Raw genomic sequence first — 21,814 nt, 5'->3', positions numbered from 1 at the left:
GCTGGTCACGGCTGCCGCACCACCTCTGCGCCGGCCCGGACACGGGCACATGTGGCGAATGTGACTGCGCGGGGAGGTTAGTCCGGATCGTCCGGGTGGTCCAGGTAGCCCTCGGCGGCGGCGTGCTCGATGCTGTCCCCCAGCTTCGGACAGGCGCGCGCCCGGGCCGTGTCGCCGCCGGATTCGCGAATCTCGCTGAAATACGCGCAGCGCTGCGCCGCCTGGGTGTTCCACTGCACCGCGGTGTGACCCGGGCCCAGCCTGCGCACCGTGACCGTGACGTGGCAGAACCGGCAGTCCACCGGCAGCAGCCCCGACGTCAGGTAGCGCTCGCGATCGGCGCGGCTGGCCTCCGCGACCGCGGCGGCGCGTTGCGGGTCGTTGGCGAAATCCCTTGACTTGGACCAGGATCCGGACCCGCCGTCTCGCGCGGGCGATTCCTTGTGATCGTGGTGATCGCCGTGCAGCATCAGCATCGATCGGGCGAGCCGATCGACGTCCGGTACTGCCGGCTGATCGTCGGGCATGGTCCTAGTGTTGCTCGGCGGGAACCTCGGCGGATTCGGATTCCCTTGCCTTCAGGTTCTCCTCGACCTCGACATTCCAATGTTCGATGGCACGGGTGGTGTCGATTTCAATCTCGAAGCGCTCCACCATTTCCGGCGTGATGTCGGCGACGTCGACGTAGAACTGCTGATACCAGCGGCGCAGCTGGTAGACGGCGCCGTCCTCCTCGACCAGCAGCGGGTTGTCGATCCGGGTCTTGTGTTTCCAGATTTCGACGTCCTGCAGGAATCCCTTGCTGACACCTTCGGTGAAGACACGAGAGAGCTTGTCGGTCATCTTTTCGTCCATGCCCTTTGGCTTCTCGACGATGACGCCCCACTGCAGCACGAACGAGTTCTGCGTGACCGGGTAGTGGCAGTTGATCAGGATCGACTCGGCCTTATAGCCGCCGTAGCTGTTGTGCAGCCAGTTGATCATGAACGACGGCCCGAAGTAGGACGCCTCCGAATCCAGGTGCGCCTCACCGTAAGACGTGCCCAGGTCGTCCACGTCGGGCCGGCCCACGTTGTGCAGGTACTGCGAGGCGATGTGGCCCTCGAAGACGTTCTTGAAGTACGTCGGCAACCCGAAATGGATGTAGAAGAAGTGCGCCATGTCGGTGACGTTGTCGATGATGTCGCGGCAGTTGGATCCCTCGATGAGGATGCGGTTCCACCGCCATTCGGTCCACTCCCCGCTGTGGGCTTCGGCGATGTCGGGGATCCGGACCGCGGGGTCCGGCGGGTTGCCCTCGTGGTCGTGCCAGACGAACAGCAGGCCGCCGCGCACGTCGGTGGCCCACGACCGGGTGCGCGCGGTCTTGGGCGTGCGCTTGGCGTACGGCACCAGCTTGCAGCGCCCGTCGCCGCCCCAGCGCCAGTCGTGGAACGGGCAGGCGACCTCGTCGCCCTTGATGGTGCCCTCGGACAGGTCGCCGCCCATGTGCCGGCAGTAGCCGTCGAGCACCTTGAGGTCCCCGTGGGAGTCCGCGAAAACCACCAGCTTGGTGCCGAAAGCGTCCACGGAGTGCGGCTTGCCGTCCTGGAAGTCCTTCGCGACGCCCAGGCAGTGCCAGCCGCGGGCATATCTCGTCGGCAGGTCGCCGGGATCGATTTCCCGGATGCCGGCCGCCTTGGTGTCGGTACTCACCAGTCACCTCCAGTGCTCTCTAACTAGAACACGTTACAGTTTTTGGGCTCGATGGCGCAATGACCGCTGGTCTAGCCGGGTTACCGCGGGCGCGTCGGCGCACGGTATATCTAGACGATGCCGCTGTTTGCTTTCGAGGGCCGGTCGCCGCGGATCGATCCGACAGCGTTCGTGGCCCCGACCGCCACCCTGATCGGTGACGTCACCGTCGAGGCGGGGGCGTCGATCTGGTTCAACGCCGTGCTGCGCGGTGACTACGGGCCGATCGTCGTGCGGGAAGGCGCCAACGTCCAGGACGGATCGGTGTTGCACGCGCCGCCCGGCATCCCGGTGGACGTCGGTCCGGGCGCGACGGTGGCGCACATGTGCGTGATCCACGGCGTTCACGTCGGGAAAGAGGCGCTGATCGCCAACCACGCCACCGTCTTGGACGGCGCGGTGATCGGCGCGCGCAGCCTGATCGCCGCCGGGTCGTTGGTGTTGGCGGGCACCCAGATACCGGCCGGGATGCTGGCCGTCGGCGCGCCGGCGCAGGTGAAGGGCCCCGTTGCCGGGACGGGCGCGGAGATGTGGATCAACGTCAACCCGCAGGCCTATCGCGACCTCGCGCAACGGCACCTGGCTGGGCTGGAGCCGATCTAGACCTTCTTGGTATTCGCGATGGCGCGGTCCATCTCCCAGTACGCGCGCAGCGCGACCATCTGGCCCTCGTCGTTGGCCCTATAGGTGAAGACGCCCTCCGCGGTGGTCTGGTACTCGCCCGTGGTGATGAGGATGTGCCCGACGTTGGCTTCCTCGTTGCCGCATTGGTAGGTGTCGCGGAAGAAGAACTCGATCTTGGTGGTCGGGGCGATGGTGTTGTCCCAGAAGGCCGAGATCGCGTCGCGCCCGCGGTGCCCTTTGCCTTCGGGATCCAGCGGCGACGGCCCGATCGGGTCCTCGACGATCGCGTCGTCGGCGAACACCGCCAGCCACGCCTCCTTGTCCCTGGCGATGACCGCCTCCCGCGAGCGGCGACCGGCCTCGTGGGCCGGGTGCTCGGTCACGCCGATGCCTTTTCGGGCTTGTCGGCGGCCACCACCCACATTGAGTAGTATTGCGAACCGCCACCGTAGGCGTGGCCCAATGCCTTTCGCGCGCCGGGAACCTGGTGGTCGCCGCCCTTGCCCATCACCTGAATCGCGGACTCCGCGAAGCGAATCAGGCCCGACGCGCCGATCGGGTTCGACGACAGCACCCCGCCCGACGGGTTTACCGGAAGCCGGCCGCCGATCTTGGTCTCGCCGGCCGCGGTGAGCTTCCAGCCCTCGCCCTCGGGGGCAAACCCGAGATTTTCCAACCACATCGGCTCGAACCACGAAAAGGGCACGTAGATCTCGGCGGCGTCGATCTCGTCGATCGGGCTGGTGATGCCGGCCGCCTTCCACAGCGCGGCGGCCGCGTCACGCCCGGCCTGCGGGCTGACCTGGTCGCGCCCGGAGAACTGCAGCGGCTCGGTGCGCAACGCGGTGGCGTGGATCCAGGCCACCGGTTGTCCTTGTGCCAGCCGGGCTTCGGCGATCTCCTCGTTGCCGATCACCATCGCCGCGGCGCCGTCGGAGGACGGACAGGTCTCGTCGTAGCGGATCGGGTCCCACAGCATCGGGGACTCCATCACCTTCTCTACGGTGATGTCGGGCTGGTGCAGATGGGCCAGCGGGTTGCGGGCGCCGTTTAACCGGTCCTTGACCGCGACCATGGCACCGATGTTCAGCGGGGCACCCGAACGGCGGATGTAGGAGCGAACGTGCGGGGCGAAGTAACCACCCGCGCCGGCACCGACCGGCTTGATGAAGGGGATCGGAATAGACAACGCCCACATGGCATTTGATTCCGACTGCTTTTCCCAGGCCATCGCCAGCACGCGGCGGTACTTTCCGGACTGCACGAGGCTGGCGGCGACGATGGCGGTGGATCCGCCGACCGACCCCGCGGTGTGCACCCGGATCATCGGCTTGCCGGTGGCCCCCATGGCGTCGGCCATGAACAGCTCGGGCATCATGACGCCCTCGAAGAAGTCCGGCGCCTTGCCGACCACGACCGCGTCGATGTCGTCGAAGGTCGAACCGGAGTCTTCCAGCGCGCGGTCGATCGCCTCGCGCACCAAGCCGTTCATCGAGACGTCTTTGCGCTTGGCGACATACTTCGTCTGCCCGGTACCGAGTACCGCGGCGAGGTGTGCCCCTGCACCGGCCATCAGTTCTTTCCTTCCATGACCGCGACCAGGTTCTGTTGCAGGGCGGGTCCGCTGGTGGCGTGCGCCAGCACCCGCCCGGCCGAACCGTTCCAGATGTGTTGTGCGGCAAAGCCGATTCGTTCCAGCCCGGCGACGAACATGGGGTTGGCCGCCAGCGCCCCACCGGACGGATTGACCTTCGTCGTCCCGGCAAGCCCGATGGCTTCGGCCAGAATCAGATGCTGGTGGGTGAACGGCGCATGAATCTCGGCGACGTCGACCGAGGAGTTGCCGCCGCCGGCCGCCTTGGCCGAAACCGCCGTCGACGGCGACTGCGTCAGGTCGCGAGCACCCAGGATGGGGGTTTCGATGCGATGCTCGATTCCCGTTATCCAGGCCGGGTTTTCGCGAAGTTCGCGCGCCCGCCCGTCGGCGGCGAGCACGATGGCCGCGGCGCCGTCGGTGATGGGCGCGATGTCGTGCCGGCGCAGCGGGTCGTTGAAGAACGGCCGGGCAAGCAGTTCGTCGATGCTCTTCGCCGGTTTTTCCGAGTCATTGCGTTCGGAGTAGGCAAACGAGTCGAGCGCGACCTGGGCCATCTGTTCGGGCGTCCATTTGCCGGAGTCGAGCCCGAGACGGGCCTGTAATCCCGCCATCGACACCGAATCCGGCCACAGCGGCGCCACCGTGTAGGGGTCGGTCTGCCGCGACAGGATCTGCCGCAGTATCCCCGCCGACGACTTGCCGAAGCCGTACACCAGGGCGGTGTCGACCTCACCGGTGAGGATCTTGATGTAGGCCTCGTACAGCGCCCAGGCCGCGTCCATCTCGACGTGCGACTCGTTGATCGGGGGGACGGCGCCGATGGAGTCGATCGCCGAGATGAACGAGAATGCCCGTCCGGCAAGGTAATCGGACGATCCCGAGCACCAGAATCCGATGTCGGTCTGGCTGATGCCGAGCTCCTCGTAGAGCTGGGCGAAGCACGGCATCAACATCTCGACGCCGTTGGTGGTGCCGTCGGTGCGGCGGACGTGCGGGGCATGCGCGAAGCCGACGACCGCAACGTTGCGAGCGCTCATGTGCAGCTGGGTCCTTTACAGGTGGTGCTTGTAGGTGTCGTACTCGGCGTCGGGCTCCCCGGTCGGCCGGAAGTACTCGATGTTGTCGATGCCAAATCCCCACTCGTCGCGGGGTTTCCACACCGCTTCGACGCGCATGCCCATCCGCACCTCGTGCGCGTCGATGTCGGCGACCAGATGCAGGAAGGGGATGTCGGCGCCGTCGAGCAGCACGTAGGCCGCCACGTAGGGCGGCTTGATGCGCTGGCCCTGGAACGGGATGTTGATGATCGCGAACGTCGTCACGGTGCCCTTGTCGGGCAGCTCGACGAAATCGGTGGTCGGCAGGCCGGTGGCCGGGTCCGCGCCGTGCGGCGGGAAATAGACCTTGCCCTTCTCGCCGGTTTTCGCCCCCAGCAGCTTGCCTTCCGCGATGGCGCGCAGGTAGGCGCTCTCCTCGTGCGAGGCGGTGTGCTGAATCGTCAGCGAGATCGGCGTGACGATCATGGTGACCGGGTCCTGGTCGCTGGCGGGCCCTTCGGGCTCGGCGTCCTCACCCAACGCGAAGTAGGCGATGTCGGTGATGGCGCCCACCGTCTCGTCGGCCCAGTGCGCGTGCACCCGGGTCCCGGTCTGGATGGCGCCGGGTTCGCCCGCATCGACGGCGTGGATCAGCGGTGTGTCCGCGCCGTCGAGCTTGATCAGCGCCCAGGCGAAGGGCCGGTCCAGCGGCTGGCCCTCCAGCGGCTCGGGTTGCCACGTCCAGGAGGCGACGGTGCCGACGCTCGACACCGGTACCATCTCGCCCAGCGGCTCATAGGTAACCGGGTCATATTCCGCCGGCGGGACATGCACCCGGCCATCCGATCCGCGCACCCCGAGAATGCGGCGGTCACGCAACGCGGTGAAGAACTTGCTCAGCGTGGCGCCCACCGAACGGGTGTAGTCGAATGACAACGTCAGTGGCGCGGAGAGCGGTGGCTCGGGATGATCCATCAGGGTCGGGCTGCTCGAACTGGCTGTCACGCCATCGAGTAGAACAGGTTCTAAGAATCGTTTCAACACTGGGTCGGCTGGAAAGGCGGAGGCCATGAAGCTGGGGTTGCAGCTGGGGTATTGGGGCGCTCAGCCGCCGGAGAACCACGCGGAACTCGTCGTCGCGGCCGAGGAGGCCGGATTCGACGCGGTGTTCACCGCCGAGGCGTGGGGATCCGACGCCTACACGCCGCTGGCCTGGTACGGATCAGCGACGTCGCGGGTGCGGCTGGGCACGTCGGTGGTGCAGCTGTCCGCGCGGACGCCGACGGCCTGCGCGATGGCCGCGCTGACGCTCGACCACCTGTCCGGGGGGCGGCACATTCTCGGGCTGGGCGTGTCCGGCCCACAGGTGGTTGAGGGCTGGTACGGCCAGCGATTCCCCAAGCCGCTGGCGCGCACCCGCGAGTACATCGACATCCTGCGGCAGGTGTGGGCCCGGGAGAAGCCGGTGACCAGCGACGGCCCGCACTACCCGCTGCCGTTGACGGGGACCGATACGACTGGGCTGGGCAAGCCGCTCAAGCCCATCACCCATCCGCTGCGCGCCGACATCCCGATCATGCTGGGCGCCGAGGGGCCCAAGAACGTCGCGCTGGCGGGCGAAATCTGCGACGGCTGGCTGCCGATCTTCTACACGCCGCGGATGGCCGACACCTACAACGAATGGCTCGACGAGGGCTTCGCCCGGCCAGGCGCGCGCCGCTCCCGCGAGGACTTCGAAATCTGCGCGACCGCCACGATCGTCATCACCGATGACCGCAGCGCCGCCTTTGCGGCCATGAAGCCGTATCTGTCCCTGTACATGGGCGGCATGGGCGCGGAGGACACCAATTTCCACGCCGACGTCTACCGCCGGATGGGCTACTCCGACGTCGTCGACGACGTCACCAAGCTCTTCCGCAGCAACCAGAAGGACAAGGCCGCCGAGATCATCCCCGATGAACTCGTCGACGACGCCGCGATTGTCGGCGATCTGGACTACGTGCGTAAGCAGGTCAAGGTCTGGGAGGCCGCTGGCGTGACGATGATGGTCGTGAACGGCCGCAATGCCGAGCAGATCCGCGAGCTGGCGACGCTGATTTGAGCGGGTATTGCCGGACGAATAGAACGCGTTCTAGATTGGCCCGATGACAGCCTCGCAACACACGATCGCCGGCACCGTACTCACCATGCCGGTGCGGATCCGCCTGGCAAATCAGCACATGGCGATGTTCTCGGTGGACGCCGACGCCGCCCAGCGCATGATCGACTACAGCGGCCTGAAGGTGTGCCGGTACCTGCCCGGGCGCACGGTTGTCGTCCTGATGCTGATGCACTACATCGACGGCGACCTGGGCCAGTACTACGAATTCGGCACCAGCGTGATGGTCAACCCGCCGGGGTCGGACGCGCGTGGGCCGCGCGCTTTGGGGGACGCCGGCGCCTTCATCCACCACCTGCCCGTCGACCAGCCGTTCACGCTGGAGGCTGGGACCAAGATCTGGGGTTACCCGAAGGTCATGGCGGACTTCACCGTTCGCGACGGCCGCGATTTCGGATTCGACTGCACCGTCGACGGGCAACTGGTCATCGACATGGAATTCCGCCGGGGCCTGCCGTTTTCGCTGACCCCGCGCCAGCAGGCGCAGCGCACCTACTCGCACCGCGACGGCGTCACGCGCGAGACCTCCTTCGAACACACACTGGACGGCGTGCGCACCCGATTCGGCGGGGTGCGCGTCCGGCTGGGCGATCACCCCTACGCGAAAGAGCTGGCGTCGCTGGGCCTTCCGAAGCGCGCGATGCTGTCCAGCTCGGTCGACAACGTGCAGATGACCTTCGGCGATGCTCAGGAGATCTCATGACAGTGACTTCAGTGACCAGACCCGATGTGGATCTGACCGACGGCACTTTCTATGCCGGCGAATCCCACTCCGTCTACCGCTGGATGCGGGAGAACGAACCGGTCTTTCGGGACCGCAACGGGCTGGCCGCCGCGTCGACCTACCAGGCCGTCATCGATGCCGAGCGCAACCCCGAATTGTTCTCGAATGCCGGAGGCATCCGGCCCGACCAAGACGGCGTCGAGATGATGATCGAGATGGACGATCCGCAACATCTGTTGCGCCGCAAGCTCGTCAACTCCGGCTTCACCCGCAAGCGCGTGAAAGACCAGGAGTCCAAGATCCTTTCGCTGTGCGACACGCTGATCGACGCGGTTTGCCAACGCGGCGAGTGCGACTTCGTCTGGGACCTGGCCGCACCGCTGCCGATGGCGGTCATCGGCGACATGCTCGGTGTGCTTCCGGAGGAACGCGAGATGTTCCTCAAGTGGTCCGACGACCTGGTCGGCGCCTTGAGCAGCACCGCGGCCGAAGCGGATATCCAGGTCACGATGGATGCCTTCGCCGCCTACAGCGAATACATGATGGGGATGATCGCGGCGCGCAAGTCAGAGCCGACGGACGATCTGGTCAGCGTCCTGGTGCACGCGGAGGTCGAGGGATCGCGCCTGGAGGACCACCAGATCGTCACCGAGGTGCTGCTGCTCCTCATCGGCGGCGACGAGACCACCCGGCACACGCTGTCCGGCGGCACCCGGCAGCTGCTGTTGCACCCCGATCAGCACCGGCGGTTGGTCGGCGATCTGGGGCTGCTGCCCAACGCGATCGAAGAGATGCTGCGCTGGACCGCCCCCGTGAAGAACATGGCCCGCACCATCACCGCCGACACCGAATTCCACGGCACGGCGCTGCGCCAGGGCGAAAAGATGATCCTGCTGTTCGAGTCGGCGAACTTCGACGAGAAGGTCTTCGAGGACCCGGAGAGCTTCAACATCGAGCGCTACCCGAACAACCACCTGGCGTTCGGCTTCGGGACGCACTTCTGCCTCGGCAACCAGCTCGCGCGCCTCGAGCTGTCGATCATGCAGGCGCGGCTGCTGCAGCGCCTTCCGGACCTGCGGCTGGCTTCTCCAGACGCCGCGTTGCCGTTGCGGCCGGCGAATTTCGTGTCCGGCCTCGAGAAGATGCCGGTGGCGTTCACGCCCAGCGCGCCGCTGGGCTAGGGGTCTTCACTCCCGCGAGCAGACGCAAACTCGCACGATTTGGCGCGGAAAAGTGCGATTCTGCGTCTGCTCGCGGGGAGGCGCTAGCGGTTCTGGAAGTTGGGCTTGCGCTTTTCGGCGAACGCCCGCGGCCCTTCCTTGGCGTCGTCGGACAGGAACACCTTGATGCCGATCTGGGTGTCGATCTTGAACGCGTCGTTCTCGTGCAATCCCTCGGTCTCGCGGATCGCCCGCAGGATCGCCTGCACGGCGAGCGGGCCGTTGTTCTCGATGATCTCCGCGATCTCCAGCGCCTTGGTCAGCGCCTGCCCGTCCGGGACGACGTGGCCGATCAGGCCCATCTCCTTGGCCTCGGCGGCGGTGATGTGCCGTCCGGTCAGCAGCAGGTCGCAGGCGACGGTGTAGGGGATCTGGCGCACCAGCCGCACCGCCGAGCCGCCCATCGGATAGAGGCTCCACTTGGCCTCGGAGATGCCGAACTTGGCGCTCTCACCGGCGACCCGGATGTCGGTGCCCTGCAGGATCTCGGTGCCGCCCGCGATCGCGGGTCCCTCGACGGCCGCGATCAGCGGCTTGGTCAGCCGGCGGCCCTTGAGCAAGGCGTCAATCCGTGACGGGTCGTAGCTGCCGTCCTTGAACGAGTCGCCCGGCGGTTTCTTGGTCGCCGTCTTCAGATCCATGCCCGCGCAGAAGTAGCCACCGGCCCCCGTCAGGATGCAGCACCGGATGTCGTCGTCGTTGTCGACGCGGTCCCAGGCCTGCACCATGATTTCCATCATTTCGGTGCTCAGCGCGTTGCGGGCGTGCGGCCGGTTCAACGTGACGATCAGGGTGTGACCGCGCTGTTCGACGAGCGCGTCGGGACCCGTTTGTTCGTTTGCTGGAGCCTCGGCCACGGCTGGTGCCTTTCCGTCGACGTTGGGGGTGAGCTTGTCAAGAAATGTAACACGTTCTAATTTGGTGGCCGTGGCCCTGAATATTGCCGACCTTGCCGAGCACGCCATCGACGCTGTGCCTGACCGTGTTGCCCTCATCTCCGGCGACGAGAAGCTGACCTACGCCCAGCTGGAAGAGAAGGCCAACCGCTTCGCCCACTACCTGATCGACCAGGGCGTCAAGAAGGACGACAAGGTCGGACTGTACTGCCGCAACCGCATCGAGATCGTCATCGCGATGCTCGGCATCGTCAAGGCCGGCGCCATCATCGTCAACGTCAACTACCGCTACGTCGAGGGCGAGCTGCGCTACCTGTTCGACAACTCCGACATGGTCGCGCTGGTGCACGAGCGCCAGTACTCCGACCGGGTCGCCAACGTGCTGCCGGACACCCCGAACGTCAAGACGATCCTCGTCGTCGAGGACGGCAGCGACAACGACTACAAGCGCTACGGCGGCGTCGAGTTCTACTCGGCGATCGCGCAGGGCTCGCCGGAGCGCGACTTCGGTGAGCGCAGCGCCGACGACATCTACCTGCTGTATACGGGCGGCACGACGGGCTTTCCCAAAGGCGTGATGTGGCGTCACGAGGATGTCTACCGGGTGCTTCTGGGTGGAACCGACTTCGCCACAGGCGAATTCGTCAAGGACGAATACGATCTGGCCAAGGGCGCGGTCGCCAACCCGCCGATGATCAACTATCCGGTTCCGCCGATGATCCACGGCGCCACCCAGTCGGCCACCTGGAGGTCGATCTTCTCGGGCCAAACCACCGTGCTGGCACCGGAATTCAACGCCGACGAGGTCTGGCGCACGATCCACGATCACAAGGTGAACATGCTGTTCTTCACCGGCGACGCGATGGCCCGGCCGTTGCTCGATGCGCTCCACAAGAACAACGACTACGACCTGTCGTCGCTGTTCATGCTGGGCAGCACCGCGGCGTTGTTCTCGCCGAGCATCAAGGAGAAGCTGCTGGAGCTGCTGCCGAACCGGATCATCACCGACTCGATCGGTTCCTCCGAGACCGGGTTCGGCGGCACCAGTATTGTCGCCAAGGGAGCGCCGCACAGCGGCGGCCCGCGCGTGACCATCGACCACCGCACCGTGGTGCTCGACGAGGACGGCAACGAGGTGAAGCCGGGGTCCGGCGTGCGCGGCTTCATCGCCAAGAAGGGCAACATCCCCGTCGGCTACTACAAGGACGAGAAGAAGACGGCCGAAACCTTCAGGACCATCAACGGTGTTCGCTACGCGATCCCGGGGGACTGGGCCCTGGTCGAGGAGGACGGCTCGGTCACCATGCTTGGCCGCGGCTCGGTGTCGATCAACAGCGGCGGCGAGAAGATCTACCCCGAGGAGGTCGAGGCGGCCCTGAAGGGTCACCCCGATGTTTTCGACGCCCTCGTGGTCGGCGTGCCGGACCCGCGTTACGGCCAGCACGTGGCCGCCGTCGTGCAGGCCCGGCCCGGGTGCCGGCCGTCGCTGGCGGAGCTGGACAGCTTCGTGCGCTCCGAGATCGCGGGATACAAAGTACCGCGCAGCCTTTGGCTGGTCGACGAGGTCAAGCGTTCGCCCGCGGGCAAGCCCGACTACCGCTGGGCCAAGGAGCAGACCGAGGCCCGCCCCGCCGACGACGTGCATGCGAGCCACGTGACGACGTGATGCGCACCTAGCGCGTGGCCGACTTCGTCAAGCAGCACCCGGACGCGCCCGCCGGCTACTTCGCCTGGGAGGCAGCGGGTTTGCGGTGGCTTGGCGGCGTCGGCGGCGGCGTGCCCTGCGCGCAGGTGTTGTCCGTCGACGCGACGAGCCTGACCCTGCGGCGGCTTGAATCCGTGCGCCCGACCGCCCAGGCTGCGGACGCGTTCGGCGCCCAATTGGCCATCACTCACGACGCGGGCGCCCCCGCATTCGGCGCGGGTCCCGACGGCTGGGACGGGACCGGGTTCTTCGGGCCGCTGTCGCAGCCGCTGCCGATGTCGCTGCGACAGCATCGACGGTGGGGCGATTTCTACGCCGACGAGCGGCTGGCCCCGATGGCCGAATTGGCCGCGCCGCGGCTGGATGCTTCGACCCGTGCCACGATCGACGCGGTCGCCGAGCGCTGCCGTGCCGGCGACTACGACGACGACGACCGGCCGGCCCGGCTGCACGGAGATCTGTGGGGCGGCAACGTGATGTGGACACCCGACGGGGTGGTGCTGATCGACCCGGCCGCACACGCCGGCCATCACGAGACGGACCTGGCGATGCTGGCGCTGTTCGGCTGCCCCCACTACGACGTCATCCTGGCCGGTTACCAGCGGGTCCACCCGCTGCGGCCCGGCTGGCGCGGCCGCATCGGGCTGCGCCAGCTCTACCCGCTGCTGGCGCACGTGGTGCTGTTCGGCGGCGGGCACGCGGCGCGGACGGGAGCCGCCGCCCGCGCCGCGCTGGCCGTTTGACCGGCGGTCTATGTTGGAGCGCGATGACGATCGATGTCTGGATGCAGCATCCGACGCAACGGTTTCTGCGCAGCGACATGCTGGCCTCGCTGCGGCGCTGGACCGGGGGAGCGATCCCCGACACCGACATCCCGATCGAGGCGACCCTGGCGGCGATGGATGCCGCCGACGTCGGCTTCGCCCTGCTGAGTGCCTGGCGCGGTCCGAATGGCCAGGACCTGGTTTCCAACGAGGAGGTCGCGGGATGGGTGGGCTCGCATCCCAACCGTTTCGCCGGACTGGCGGCGGTGGACCTCGATCGGCCGATGGAGGCGGTCCGCGAGTTGCGGCGGCGCGTGCAGGAGGGATTCGTGGGCCTGCGGGTGGTGCCGTGGCTCTGGAACGCGCCGCCCACCGACCGTCGCTACTACCCGCTGTTCGCCGAATGCGTGGAGTCCGGCGTGCCGTTCTGCACCCAGGTCGGGCATACCGGCCCGCTGCGGCCTTCGGAGACCGGGCGACCGATTCCTTACATCGACCAGGTGGCCCTCGACTTTCCGGAGCTGGTCATCGTCTGCGGCCACGTCGGCTATCCGTGGACCGAGGAGATGGTCGCCGTCGCCCGTAAGCACGAGAACGTCTACATCGATACCTCGGCCTACACAATCAAACGGCTGCCCGAGGAGCTAATCAGATTCATGAAAACCGGTACCGGGCAACGCAAAGTCCTGTTCGGCACCAACTACCCGATGATCAATCCCACGCACGCTCTGGCCGGACTGGATGAGCTCGGGCTCGGCGATGACGCCCGCCGAGACTTCTTGCGCGGCAACGCGGAACGCGTTTTCAGATTGGAGGCAAGCAGGTGAACGGCGCGCAGGCCCTGATCAACACGCTGGTCGACGGTGGCGTCGACGTATGCTTCGCCAACCCGGGCACCTCGGAGATGCACTTCGTGGCCGCGCTCGACATCGTCCCCGAAATGCGGGGCGTGCTGGCCCTTTTCGAGGGCGTGGCCACGGGCGCGGCGGACGGCTATGCGCGCATGGCCGATCGGCCGGCCGCGGTGCTGCTGCATTTGGGTCCCGGCCTGGGTAACGGACTTGCCAACCTGCACAACGCGCGCCGCGCCCGGGTGCCCATGGTCGTGGTCGTCGGCGACCACGCCACCTATCACAAGAAGTACGACGCCCCACTGGAATCCGACATCGACGCGCTGGCGGGCAGCGTTTCGGGGTGGCTTCGCCGCACCGAGCGGAGCGCCGACGTCGCGTCGGATGCCGCCGAGGCGATCGCCGCCAGCCGGTCCGGCTCGCAGATCTCGACTTTGATCTTGCCCGCCGACGTGTCCTGGTCCGACGGCGCGCAGCCCGCGCGGACACCGTCCGTCGAGCCGCCGCGAGCCGATCCCGCCCTGGCGTCGGAGGTGCTCGAGGTTCTGCGGTCGGGGGAGCCCGCGGTGCTCATGATCGGCGGCGACGCCACCCGGGGGCCCGGGCTGGCCGCCGCGGCGCGCATCGCCCAGGCGACCGGAGCCCGGTTGTTGTGCGAGACCTTCCCGACCCGGCTGGAGCGCGGCGCGGGCGTCCCCGCCGTCGAGCGGCTGGCGTATTTCGCCGAGGCGGCCAGCGCCCAGCTCGACGGCGCGAAGCATCTGGTGCTGGCGGGCGCCAAGTCGCCGGTGTCGTTCTTCGCGTATCCGGGCATGCCGAGCGACCTGGTGCCGGCTGGCTGCCAGGTGCACGTGCTCGCCGAATACAGCGGCGCCGCAACCGCTCTGGCGGCTTTGGCCGACCATCTTGCCCCGGGCACCGTCGCGCCGCTGGCCCCGGCCTCGCGCCCGCAGCTGCCGACGGGCGCCCTGACGTCCGCGTCGGCAGCGGACGTGATCGGGGCGCTGCTGCCCGAGCGCGCGATCGTCGTCGACGAGTCGAACACGTCCGGTCTGTTGCTGCCGGCGGCCACCGCCGGTGCGCCGGCGCACGATTGGCTGACCCTGACCGGCGGGGCGATCGGCTACGGAATTCCCGCCGCGGTGGGCGCCGCGGTGGCCGCCCCCGATCGTCCCGTGCTGTGCCTGGAATCCGATGGTTCTGCGCTGTACACGATTTCGGGCCTGTGGACCCAGGCTCGCGAGAACCTGAACGTGACGACCGTGGTCTACGACAACAGCGCCTACGACATCCTGCGGATCGAGCTGCAACGCGTCGGCGCCGGCTCGGCGCCCGGTCCCAAGGCCTTGGATCTGCTCGACTTGTCGCGTCCCACAATGGATTTCGTCAAGATCTCCGAGGGCCTTGGGGTTCCCGCGCGTCGCGTCAGCACCGCCGAGGAACTCGCCGACGCCCTGCGCGCGGCCTTCGCCGAACCCGGGCCGCACCTCATCGACGCCGTGGTGCCCTCGCTGACGGGTTAGCCGGGAAGCTATGGAGCATTTTCTCGGAAATGTCGTGATTTCACCAAGGGCGCTCGATCACGAGTTAATTCGCGTTACCGCCCCGTTAGCGCGGGAAGCTGGCCGACGAGCCAGTCGGTCATCGCGTTCAGGGCGTCCACCCCGGCCTCGAACGCGTGGGCCTGGGCCGCGAGCGCCACACCGACCTCTCCTGAATCCGTTGGCAGAAGGCCGAATTGCCGGACCAGGTAGTCGCCGCGCACGCCTGGCCCCCAGCCCCCCTTGGCGGCAACGCCTTTAGCGGCCAGCCCCCACCGCTGAGAGGGGGTGAGGCGGCGCATCAGGCCGGTCACGGTGGCCGCGTCGGGGATATTCGGAAGCTGGGCGGCAAAGCGCGCCTGCCGGCGCAGCGTCCACTGGGTCTGCCCAAATGCGGTGTAGCCGCGGCGAAGTCGTCGCGATTCGACCACGGTATCCGCGTCGCCGCATTCGTTGACTATGGCCCGCACCTGTTGCGCGGCTCGCGCCGGCTCGCCCAGCTGGGACCACAACAGCTCCGACGCGTGGTTATCGGATTCCGTGATGGCCTTGACGACCAGATCCCGGGCGCGCCCCGGATCGTCGCGCAAGGCCGCAATCGCCAACGGTACCTTGATGGTTGACCACGCGACGCCCGACGACCATCGGCCCAGCGAATACACCTCGGCAACGGCCGGGCGAGCGATCGCGATGCCGATGGTCGCCGGCACCGTGGCGGCCAGCTTCTCGAAGCTCGCTTCAATCGCGGGCGTTACCGGCGAATCGGCCACACCGGATCACCGCAGTCCACACCCTGCGCCGACAACTGCCGCTTGAGCACTTTGAACGTGACCGTCCGCGGCAGCTCCTCGCTCACCCGCACGTACGACGGCCATTGCTTGGGGCCAAGGTCGGGCTGCCCGGCGAGGAAAGCCCGGAACTTTTCGGGATCGAACTCGACGCCGGCCGCCATGACCACCGCCGCCATCACCTGATCACCGACGACCGGATCGGGCACCGCGTACACCGCGACCTCGGTGGCGTCGGGGTAGCGCAGCAGCACTCGCTCGATCGGGGCGGCGCCCAGGTTCTCGCCGTCCACCCGCATCCAATCGCCAAGCCGCCCAGCGAAATACGCGTAGCCAGCCTCGTCGCGGTAACCCAGATCGCCGCTGTGGTAGATGCCGTCGGCCATCCGCTGCGCCTCGGCGGCCTCGTCGTTGTAGTAGCCCTCGAAACGGCCCGGCCCCGTGGTGTTGACGATCTCGCCGACCACCCCGACGGGGCACGGTTGGCCGGTGTCGGGGTCGACGATGTCGACGCCGTCGGGCAGTGGGCCCAGCGCGCCCGCCGGGGTGTCGGGGGTGCGGGCGATCGCCACCCCGCCCTCGGTCGAGCCGAACCCGTCCTGCACGACGCACCCGAACCTGCGGGCGAAGCGTTCGATGTCGCCGGGCACGCCCTCGTTGCCGTAGACGGCGCGCAGGGGGTTGTCCGCGTCGTCGGGCCGCTCGGGCGTGGCGAGCACGTACGACAGCGGTTTGCCGACGTAGTTGGCGTAGGTGGCGCCGTAGCGGCGCACGTCCGGCAGGAACCCGGACGCGGAGAACTTGCGCCGCAACGCCATCGAGCCCTGGCACGCCGCGGCCACCGCCCAGCCGACCAGCACGGCATTCGAGTGAAACAACGGCATCGACACGTAGCAGACGTCGTCGCGCCCGAGATCGAAGCGCTGCGTCATCGTCACGCCGGCGATGGCGACCTTGCCGTGGCTGCACTTCACCGCCTTGGGCTCCCCGCTGGTGCCCGAGGTGAAGATCAGCATGAACAGGTCCGCCGCGGACGCCGACTGAAAACGGGGTTCCGCGTCGCGATGCGCGTCCAGCTCGGACGCCCACGCGGCGGAATCGACGTCAACATGGTCGATATCGCCCAGCGGCGCGGCCGATCTCGAATCGGCCAGTACCACTTGGCAGTCGGCGTGGGCGATATCGCGGGCCAGCGCCTCACCGCGGCGCACCGGGTTGAGCCCGACCGGCACGATGCCGGACATCCCCGCCGCCACCAGCATCGCCGAGAAGAACGGGGTGTTCTCCAGCAACACGCCGACGTGCGGCGGCTTGGCCGGGTTGAGGCGCTCGCGTAACGCGGCCGCGATCGCGGCGCCGTGCCGGAGGTGGTCACGCCAGCTGACGAACGAATCCTCGAAATAGACGCCCCGGTCCTCGATTTCGGCCAGCGGGACCAGGAGTTTGGTGACGGTCGGGTCGGCAGGAATCACGAAGCCCATTCAAGACCCCGCCTGCTCCACCGCCGCCGCTCTCAGGCCGGCGTTTCCGCCAGTTCGCGGCCGATCCGGCGCAACTGCCCGGTGGCACCGTGCAGCGCGAACTCGATTTCCTTGGCGGCCAGGAAGTAACGGTGCACCGGGTGATCGGTGTCAACGCCGACACCACCGTGGATGTGCACGATGCTGTGCGCCACCCGGTGTCCCGCATCGGCGGCCCAGAACGCCGCGCTGGCCACGTCGATCTCGGCGGGCATGTCCTCCGCCACGCGCCACGCCGCCTGGGTGAGCGTCAGCCGCAAACCCTTGACGTCGATGTAGCCGTCGGCCAGCCGCTGGCCGACGGCCTGGAAGCTGCCGATCGGCCGGTCGAACTGCTCGCGGGTGCGGGCGTATTCGGCCGTCATTTGCAGTCCCTGCTCGAGCACCCCGAGCTGAAAGGCGCTGCGCCCCAAGGTCATCAGCGTGTCGAGCCACGCGGTGACGACCCCGTCGCCGACGATCCGCCCGGCGTCCACCTGCGTCCCGTCCAGGGCCAGGTGCCCGACGCTGCCCCGCCCGGTGGTCTGCAGCGCTGTCACCGTGACCCCGGGGTCGTCGGCCGCGACCAGGAAAACGGCCGCCCCGGAATCGGTTTCGGCCGGAACCAGGAAGGCGTCGGCGACCGGCCCAAAGGCGATCTGGGTGCGCGTACCGGTCAGCCGGTAGCCCGCACCGGCGCTGACCGCTTGCACCGGCCCCTCACCCATCTCGCCGTCGAGCGCGACGGTGAGGATCTTTTCGCCCCGCACCGCCGGCGCGCCCCAGGCCTGCTGTAGGTCCTCGGAGCCGAACCGGGCCAGCGCCCCGGCGCCCAGCACCACCGACTCCAGGTAGGGCACCGCGGCCAGCTGGTGGCCCAGCGCCACCAAGATGGCGACCTGCTCGAGCACGCCGAAGCCGTCGCCGCCCAGTGCGGCGGGCGCCGCGCTGGTCAGGATGTCGGACTCGACCAGCTTGCCCCACAGCGTGCGGTCGAATCGTTGCTCGAGGCCGTCCAGCTCGCGTTGGTGCTGGGGCGTGCACACCGCGTCCACGATGGTGTCGACCAACCCGCCGAGGTCCTGTGCCGCTTCGGTCGTCGTGAAGTCCATGAATTCTCGTCCTTAAGTAGGCCCAAATATAGAGGTAGAAGCAGCCCTAGCGGTTGGCCCGGGGCAGGCCCAGCGCGACCATCCCGATGATGTCGCGCTGCACTTCGTTGGTGCCGCCGCCGAAAGTCAGGATCAGGCACGCGCGGTGCATCCGCTCGACCCGGCTGCGCAGCAACGAGCCCGGCGAATCCTGGCGGACCGTCGCCGCGGTGCCGAGCACCTCCATCAGCAGCCGGTACGCCTCGGTGGCCAGCTCGGTCCCGTAGACCTTGGCCGCCGACGCGTCCGCGGGGTTCAACGCTTCGCTGGACGCCGAGGCCAGCTCCCAGTTGATCAGTTTGAGCACCTCGGCCTTGGCGTGCACCCGGGCCAGATTGAGCTGCACCCACTCGGAGTCGATGAGCCGGGCCCCGCCCGCGTCCTTGGTGTTTTGCGCCCACTCGCGAACCTCGCGCAGCGCCAGGAAGATCGGTTGCGGCGACACCAGCGCGACCCGTTCGTGGTTGAGCTGGTTGGTCACCAGCTTCCAGCCGCCGTTCTCCTCGCCGATCAGGTTGGTCACGGGCACCCGCACGTCGGAGTAATACGTGGCGCTGGTGTCCACACCGGCCATGGTGTGCACCGGGGTCCAGGAGAAGCCCTCGGCGGTGGTCGGCACGGTCAGCATCGAAATGCCGCGGTGCTTCTTGGCCTCCGGGTTGGTGCGCACCGCCAGCCAGACCCAGTCCGCGTAGGCGATCAGGCTGGTCCACATCTTCTGGCCGTTGATCACGTAGTCGTCGCCGTCGCGGACGGCGGTGGTGCGCAGGTTCGCCAGGTCGGTGCCGGCGCCGGGCTCGGAGTAGCCGATCGAGAAGTGCAGCTCGCCGGCCGCGATCTTGGGCAGGAAGAACTTCTTCTGCTCCTCGGTGCCGAAGGCCATGATCGTCGGCGCCACGCTGTTGATCGTCAGGAACGGCACCGGCACGCCGGCGATGGCGGCCTCGTCGGTGAAGATCAGCGAGTCCATCGGCGAGCGGTCCTGGCCGCCGTACTCCTTGGGCCAGTTCAGGGTGAGCCACCCGTCCTTGCCCATCTGCGCGACGGTGTCGCGATATGCATTTCCGGTCCCGACCTCGCCCTCGGTCGACGTCAGCGCCGCGCGGCGCTCCGGGGTCATCAGCGTGGTGAAGTACGACCGCAGCTCGCGACGCAGCTCCTCCTGTTCAGGGGTGTAACTGATGCGCATTCCAGCCGTCCTTTGGTTAACGTGACACGCGTAGCTCGACCAACGGCTACCCGTTCGCCTCCCCGGTTGTAACACGTTCTAGTCTGGGAATCCAGCGACCGTTTCGCCTGGCGCACCGGGGCCCTATGGTGGACCTACCAACCGATAGGGCGTGTGCTCGGGTCGAAGGCCAATCTCAAGGAGGGTGCCGTGCGGGTGATCGTGGATCGTGACCGGTGTGAAGGGAACGCGGTGTGCTTGGGAATCGCACCCGACCTCTTCGATCTGGACGATGAAGACTATGCCGTCGTGAAGCTCGATCCGATCCCGGCCGACCGGGAGCAGCTGGCCGAACAGGCGATCGCCGAATGCCCCCGCGCCGCGCTCCTGCGCGAAGACTGACCACAGACTAGAGGTATTCATAAATTGACTAGCAGCACAAACGCGACCGATCTATCCGGGAAGGTCGCGGTGGTAACCGGCGCGGCCGCGGGCCTGGGACGCGCCGAGGCGCTCGGCTTGGCCGGGCTCGGCGCCACCGTCGTCGTCAACGACATCGCCGCCGCGCTGGACGCCTCCGACGTCATCGACGAGATCAACTCGTCGGGCGCCAAGGCCGTCGCGGTGGCCGGCGACATCAGCCAGCGCGCGACCGCCGACGAGCTGGTTGCCACGGCCGACGGGCTGGGTGGCCTGGACATCGTCGTGAACAACGCCGGGATCACCCGCGACCGGATGCTGTTCAACATGTCCGACGAGGAATGGGACCTCGTCATCGCGGTTCACCTGCGCGGCCACTTCCTGCTGACCCGCAACGCCGCCACCTACTGGCGCGCCAAGGCCAAGGACGCGGGCGGGCAGATTTTCGGCAGGATCGTCAACACCGCGTCGGAAGCCGGGCTGGTGGGGCCGGTGGGCCAGGCCAACTACGGCGCGGCCAAGGCGGGCATCATCTCGCTCACCCTGACGGCCGCGCGGGCGCTGGGACGCTACGGGGTGTGCGCGAACGCGATCTGCCCGCGGGCGCGCACGGCGATGACGGCCGATGTCTTCGGCGAGGCACCCGAGGTGGAGCAGGGCGGCATCGACCCGCTCTCGCCCGAGCACGTGGTGAGCCTGGTCAAGTTCCTGTCATCGCCCGCTGCCGCGGAGGTCAACGGGCAGGTGTTCATTGTCTACGGGCCGCAGGTGACGCTGGTCGCCGCACCGACGGCGGAGCACAGATTCAAGGCCGACGGGGCGGCCTGGGAGCCCGGCCAGCTCAGTGGCGCGCTCGAGGAATACTTTGCTGGACGCGATCCGGAGCGGAACTTTTCCGCGGTCAACCTCATGGAGCAATGACCGTGGTGAACGCACTTTATGGGGGGAAATCGGCGAGTAGAACACGTGTCAGATTGAACCGGCGGCAATACCTCTGACCTGGACAAATTAACGGTTCGGATACGGAAATGCTGTTCATTGACATGGTCCACTTTCTCTGAGTTAATATGATCCGGCTTACACCGAGCCGCATGCGACCGAAGACAACGTTAAGGCGATACACAGGCTTCGCCGCGAGCAGCAGAGGGGGGTGGCCAAGTTGAGAGAACAACTTGCTGTCCCCGCCCGCGCGATCGGCGGGTTCTTCGAGATGATGATCGACACCGGCCGTGAGACTTTCAGACGGCCGTTTCAATTTGGCGAGTTCCTCGAACAGACCTGGATGATTGCCCGGGTGTCGCTGGTACCGACGCTGCTGGTGTCGATCCCGTTCACGGTGCTGGTCGCGTTCACCCTCAACATCCTGTTGCGCGAGATCGGCGCGGCCGACTTGTCCGGCGCCGGAACCGCTTTCGGCACCGTCACCCAGCTGGGCCCGGTGGTGACGGTGCTCGTCGTCGCCGGCGCGGGCGCCACCGCGATCTGCGCCGACCTGGGTGCCCGCACCATCCGCGAAGAGATCGACGCGATGCGGGTGCTGGGCATCGACCCGGTCCACCGGCTGGTGGTGCCAAGGGTTTTGGCGTCGACGGTGGTCGCGCTGCTCCTCAATGGCCTGGTGTGTGCCATCGGCCTATCCGGCGGTTACGTGTTTTCCGTCTTTCTCCAGGGCGTCAACCCCGGCGCGTTCATCAACGGCCTGACTGTGCTGACCGGGCTGCGCGAGCTGGTGCTCGCCGAAGTCAAGGCGCTGCTGTTCGGCGTGATGGCCGGCCTGGTCGGGTGCTACCGGGGCCTGACCGTCAAGGGCGGTCCCAAGGGCGTCGGGAACGCGGTCAACGAAACCGTCGTCTACGCGTTCATCTGCCTGTTCGTCATCAACGTGGTCATGACCGCCATCGGCGTGCGGATTTCGGCCAAGTGAGGCGAGGGAACAC

The 21,814-nt window shown here is 67.5% G+C and carries 22 protein-coding genes; 11 read left to right on the top strand and 11 right to left on the bottom strand.

Annotation, left to right across the window (positions count from 1 at the left end; all coding sequences use genetic code 11):
- Positions 1-77: 77 nt before the first annotated feature.
- On the bottom strand, positions 78-527 hold the full coding sequence (locus AC5Y2S_RS01920) for a hypothetical protein (protein WP_499953443.1): 450 nt from the start codon (positions 525-527) through the stop codon (positions 78-80).
- A gap of 4 nt (positions 528-531) precedes the next feature.
- On the bottom strand, positions 532-1,695 hold the full coding sequence (locus tag AC5Y2S_RS01915) for a 3-ketosteroid-9-alpha-monooxygenase, oxygenase component (RefSeq protein WP_499881641.1): 1,164 nt from the start codon (positions 1,693-1,695) through the stop codon (positions 532-534).
- Positions 1,696-1,812: 117 nt separating this feature from the next.
- On the opposite strand from AC5Y2S_RS01915, the gene AC5Y2S_RS01910 reads away from it, so the two are divergent.
- Positions 1,813-2,337, top strand: coding sequence for a gamma carbonic anhydrase family protein (locus AC5Y2S_RS01910; RefSeq protein ID WP_499953442.1), 525 nt, complete (start codon positions 1,813-1,815; stop codon positions 2,335-2,337).
- Here the strand turns inward: AC5Y2S_RS01910 and AC5Y2S_RS01905 are convergent.
- Genes AC5Y2S_RS01905 through AC5Y2S_RS01890 form a run of 4 tightly spaced genes read right to left on the bottom strand, consistent with a single transcriptional unit; the run spans position 2,334 to position 5,997 of the window.
- On the bottom strand, positions 2,334-2,741 hold the full coding sequence (locus AC5Y2S_RS01905; protein ID WP_499953441.1) for a nuclear transport factor 2 family protein: 408 nt from the start codon (positions 2,739-2,741) through the stop codon (positions 2,334-2,336). The two genes, AC5Y2S_RS01910 and AC5Y2S_RS01905, sit on opposite strands and share 4 nt — an antisense overlap.
- On the bottom strand, positions 2,738-3,931 hold the full coding sequence (locus tag AC5Y2S_RS01900; protein ID WP_499953440.1) for a thiolase family protein: 1,194 nt from the start codon (positions 3,929-3,931) through the stop codon (positions 2,738-2,740). Before AC5Y2S_RS01900 ends, AC5Y2S_RS01905 begins: the two co-directional genes overlap by 4 nt.
- Positions 3,931-4,992: a thiolase family protein gene (locus AC5Y2S_RS01895; protein WP_499953439.1), complete on the bottom strand. Its 1,062-nt coding sequence runs from the start codon at positions 4,990-4,992 to the stop codon at positions 3,931-3,933. The genes AC5Y2S_RS01900 and AC5Y2S_RS01895 overlap by 1 nt, the downstream gene beginning before the upstream one ends.
- Positions 4,993-5,007: 15 nt before the next feature.
- Positions 5,008-5,997, bottom strand: coding sequence for a Zn-ribbon domain-containing OB-fold protein (locus tag AC5Y2S_RS01890; protein WP_499953438.1), 990 nt, complete (start codon positions 5,995-5,997; stop codon positions 5,008-5,010).
- A 64-nt stretch (positions 5,998-6,061) separates the two neighbouring features.
- Here AC5Y2S_RS01890 and AC5Y2S_RS01885 point away from each other — a divergent pair, with 64 nt between their 5' ends.
- The 3 genes from AC5Y2S_RS01885 to AC5Y2S_RS01875 are packed head-to-tail and all read left to right on the top strand — an operon-like array spanning position 6,062 to position 9,055.
- On the top strand, positions 6,062-7,093 hold the full coding sequence (locus AC5Y2S_RS01885; RefSeq protein ID WP_499953437.1) for an LLM class F420-dependent oxidoreductase: 1,032 nt from the start codon (positions 6,062-6,064) through the stop codon (positions 7,091-7,093).
- Positions 7,094-7,136: 43 nt separating this feature from the next.
- Entirely contained in the window at positions 7,137-7,853 is a 717-nt protein-coding gene (locus tag AC5Y2S_RS01880) for an acetoacetate decarboxylase family protein (protein WP_499903766.1), read from the top strand.
- Positions 7,850-9,055, top strand: a complete 1,206-nt coding sequence (locus AC5Y2S_RS01875) for a cytochrome P450 (protein ID WP_499953436.1) — start codon at positions 7,850-7,852, stop codon at positions 9,053-9,055. The genes AC5Y2S_RS01880 and AC5Y2S_RS01875 overlap by 4 nt, the downstream gene beginning before the upstream one ends.
- A gap of 83 nt (positions 9,056-9,138) precedes the next feature.
- On the opposite strand, the gene AC5Y2S_RS01870 is transcribed toward AC5Y2S_RS01875, so the two are convergent.
- Complete coding sequence (locus AC5Y2S_RS01870; RefSeq protein ID WP_499881650.1) at positions 9,139-9,951, bottom strand: crotonase/enoyl-CoA hydratase family protein; 813 nt, start codon at positions 9,949-9,951, stop codon at positions 9,139-9,141.
- Between the two features lie 64 nt (positions 9,952-10,015).
- Here AC5Y2S_RS01870 and AC5Y2S_RS01865 point away from each other — a divergent pair, with 64 nt between their 5' ends.
- Genes AC5Y2S_RS01865 through AC5Y2S_RS01850 form a run of 4 tightly spaced genes read left to right on the top strand, consistent with a single transcriptional unit; the run spans position 10,016 to position 14,833 of the window.
- The gene (locus AC5Y2S_RS01865) at positions 10,016-11,656 is read left to right on the top strand and encodes an acyl-CoA synthetase (RefSeq protein ID WP_499953435.1); all 1,641 of its coding nucleotides are present in this window, start codon (positions 10,016-10,018) and stop codon (positions 11,654-11,656) included.
- A 14-nt stretch (positions 11,657-11,670) separates the two neighbouring features.
- Complete coding sequence (locus AC5Y2S_RS01860) at positions 11,671-12,438, top strand: fructosamine kinase family protein (protein ID WP_499953434.1); 768 nt, start codon at positions 11,671-11,673, stop codon at positions 12,436-12,438.
- 23 nt (positions 12,439-12,461) lie between these two features.
- Entirely contained in the window at positions 12,462-13,286 is an 825-nt protein-coding gene (locus AC5Y2S_RS01855) for an amidohydrolase family protein (protein WP_499953432.1), read from the top strand.
- A complete protein-coding gene (locus AC5Y2S_RS01850) occupies positions 13,283-14,833 on the top strand; it encodes an acetolactate synthase large subunit (protein WP_499953431.1) in 1,551 nt (516 codons plus the stop codon). Before AC5Y2S_RS01855 ends, AC5Y2S_RS01850 begins: the two co-directional genes overlap by 4 nt.
- Before the next feature lie 74 nt (positions 14,834-14,907).
- Here the strand turns inward: AC5Y2S_RS01850 and AC5Y2S_RS01845 are convergent, their stop codons facing one another.
- The 4 genes from AC5Y2S_RS01845 to AC5Y2S_RS01830 are packed head-to-tail and all read right to left on the bottom strand — an operon-like array spanning position 14,908 to position 19,478.
- A complete protein-coding gene (locus AC5Y2S_RS01845) occupies positions 14,908-15,621 on the bottom strand; it encodes a serine hydrolase (RefSeq protein WP_499953430.1) in 714 nt (237 codons plus the stop codon).
- Positions 15,603-17,111 (bottom strand): long-chain-fatty-acid--CoA ligase FadD17, encoded by a 1,509-nt coding sequence (gene fadD17, locus AC5Y2S_RS01840; protein WP_499953429.1) that lies wholly within the window; start codon positions 17,109-17,111, stop codon positions 15,603-15,605. The genes AC5Y2S_RS01845 and fadD17 overlap by 19 nt, the downstream gene beginning before the upstream one ends.
- Positions 17,112-17,152: 41 nt before the next feature.
- A complete protein-coding gene (locus AC5Y2S_RS01835) occupies positions 17,153-18,250 on the bottom strand; it encodes an acyl-CoA dehydrogenase family protein (RefSeq protein ID WP_499953427.1) in 1,098 nt (365 codons plus the stop codon).
- Positions 18,251-18,296: 46 nt separating this feature from the next.
- Positions 18,297-19,478, bottom strand: a complete 1,182-nt coding sequence (locus AC5Y2S_RS01830) for an acyl-CoA dehydrogenase (protein WP_499903757.1) — start codon at positions 19,476-19,478, stop codon at positions 18,297-18,299.
- Between the two features lie 189 nt (positions 19,479-19,667).
- On the opposite strand from AC5Y2S_RS01830, the gene AC5Y2S_RS01825 reads away from it, so the two are divergent.
- From AC5Y2S_RS01825 to AC5Y2S_RS01815, 3 genes are all read left to right on the top strand, one after another.
- On the top strand, positions 19,668-19,859 hold the full coding sequence (locus AC5Y2S_RS01825; protein ID WP_499953426.1) for a ferredoxin: 192 nt from the start codon (positions 19,668-19,670) through the stop codon (positions 19,857-19,859).
- A 24-nt stretch (positions 19,860-19,883) separates the two neighbouring features.
- Positions 19,884-20,798 (top strand): 3-oxoacyl-ACP reductase, encoded by a 915-nt coding sequence (locus tag AC5Y2S_RS01820; RefSeq protein ID WP_499903755.1) that lies wholly within the window; start codon positions 19,884-19,886, stop codon positions 20,796-20,798.
- A 238-nt stretch (positions 20,799-21,036) separates the two neighbouring features.
- Positions 21,037-21,801 carry an MlaE family ABC transporter permease gene (locus tag AC5Y2S_RS01815; protein ID WP_499881662.1) on the top strand — a complete coding sequence of 255 codons (765 nt, stop codon included), beginning with the start codon at positions 21,037-21,039 and terminating at the stop codon, positions 21,799-21,801.
- Positions 21,802-21,814 lie beyond the last annotated feature (13 nt).

The sequence above is a fragment of the Mycobacterium sp. NGS69 genome (assembly GCF_059812165.1).
Note: the sequence above shows the minus strand (reverse complement) of the source record. Positions and strands in the feature narration are given on the sequence as shown.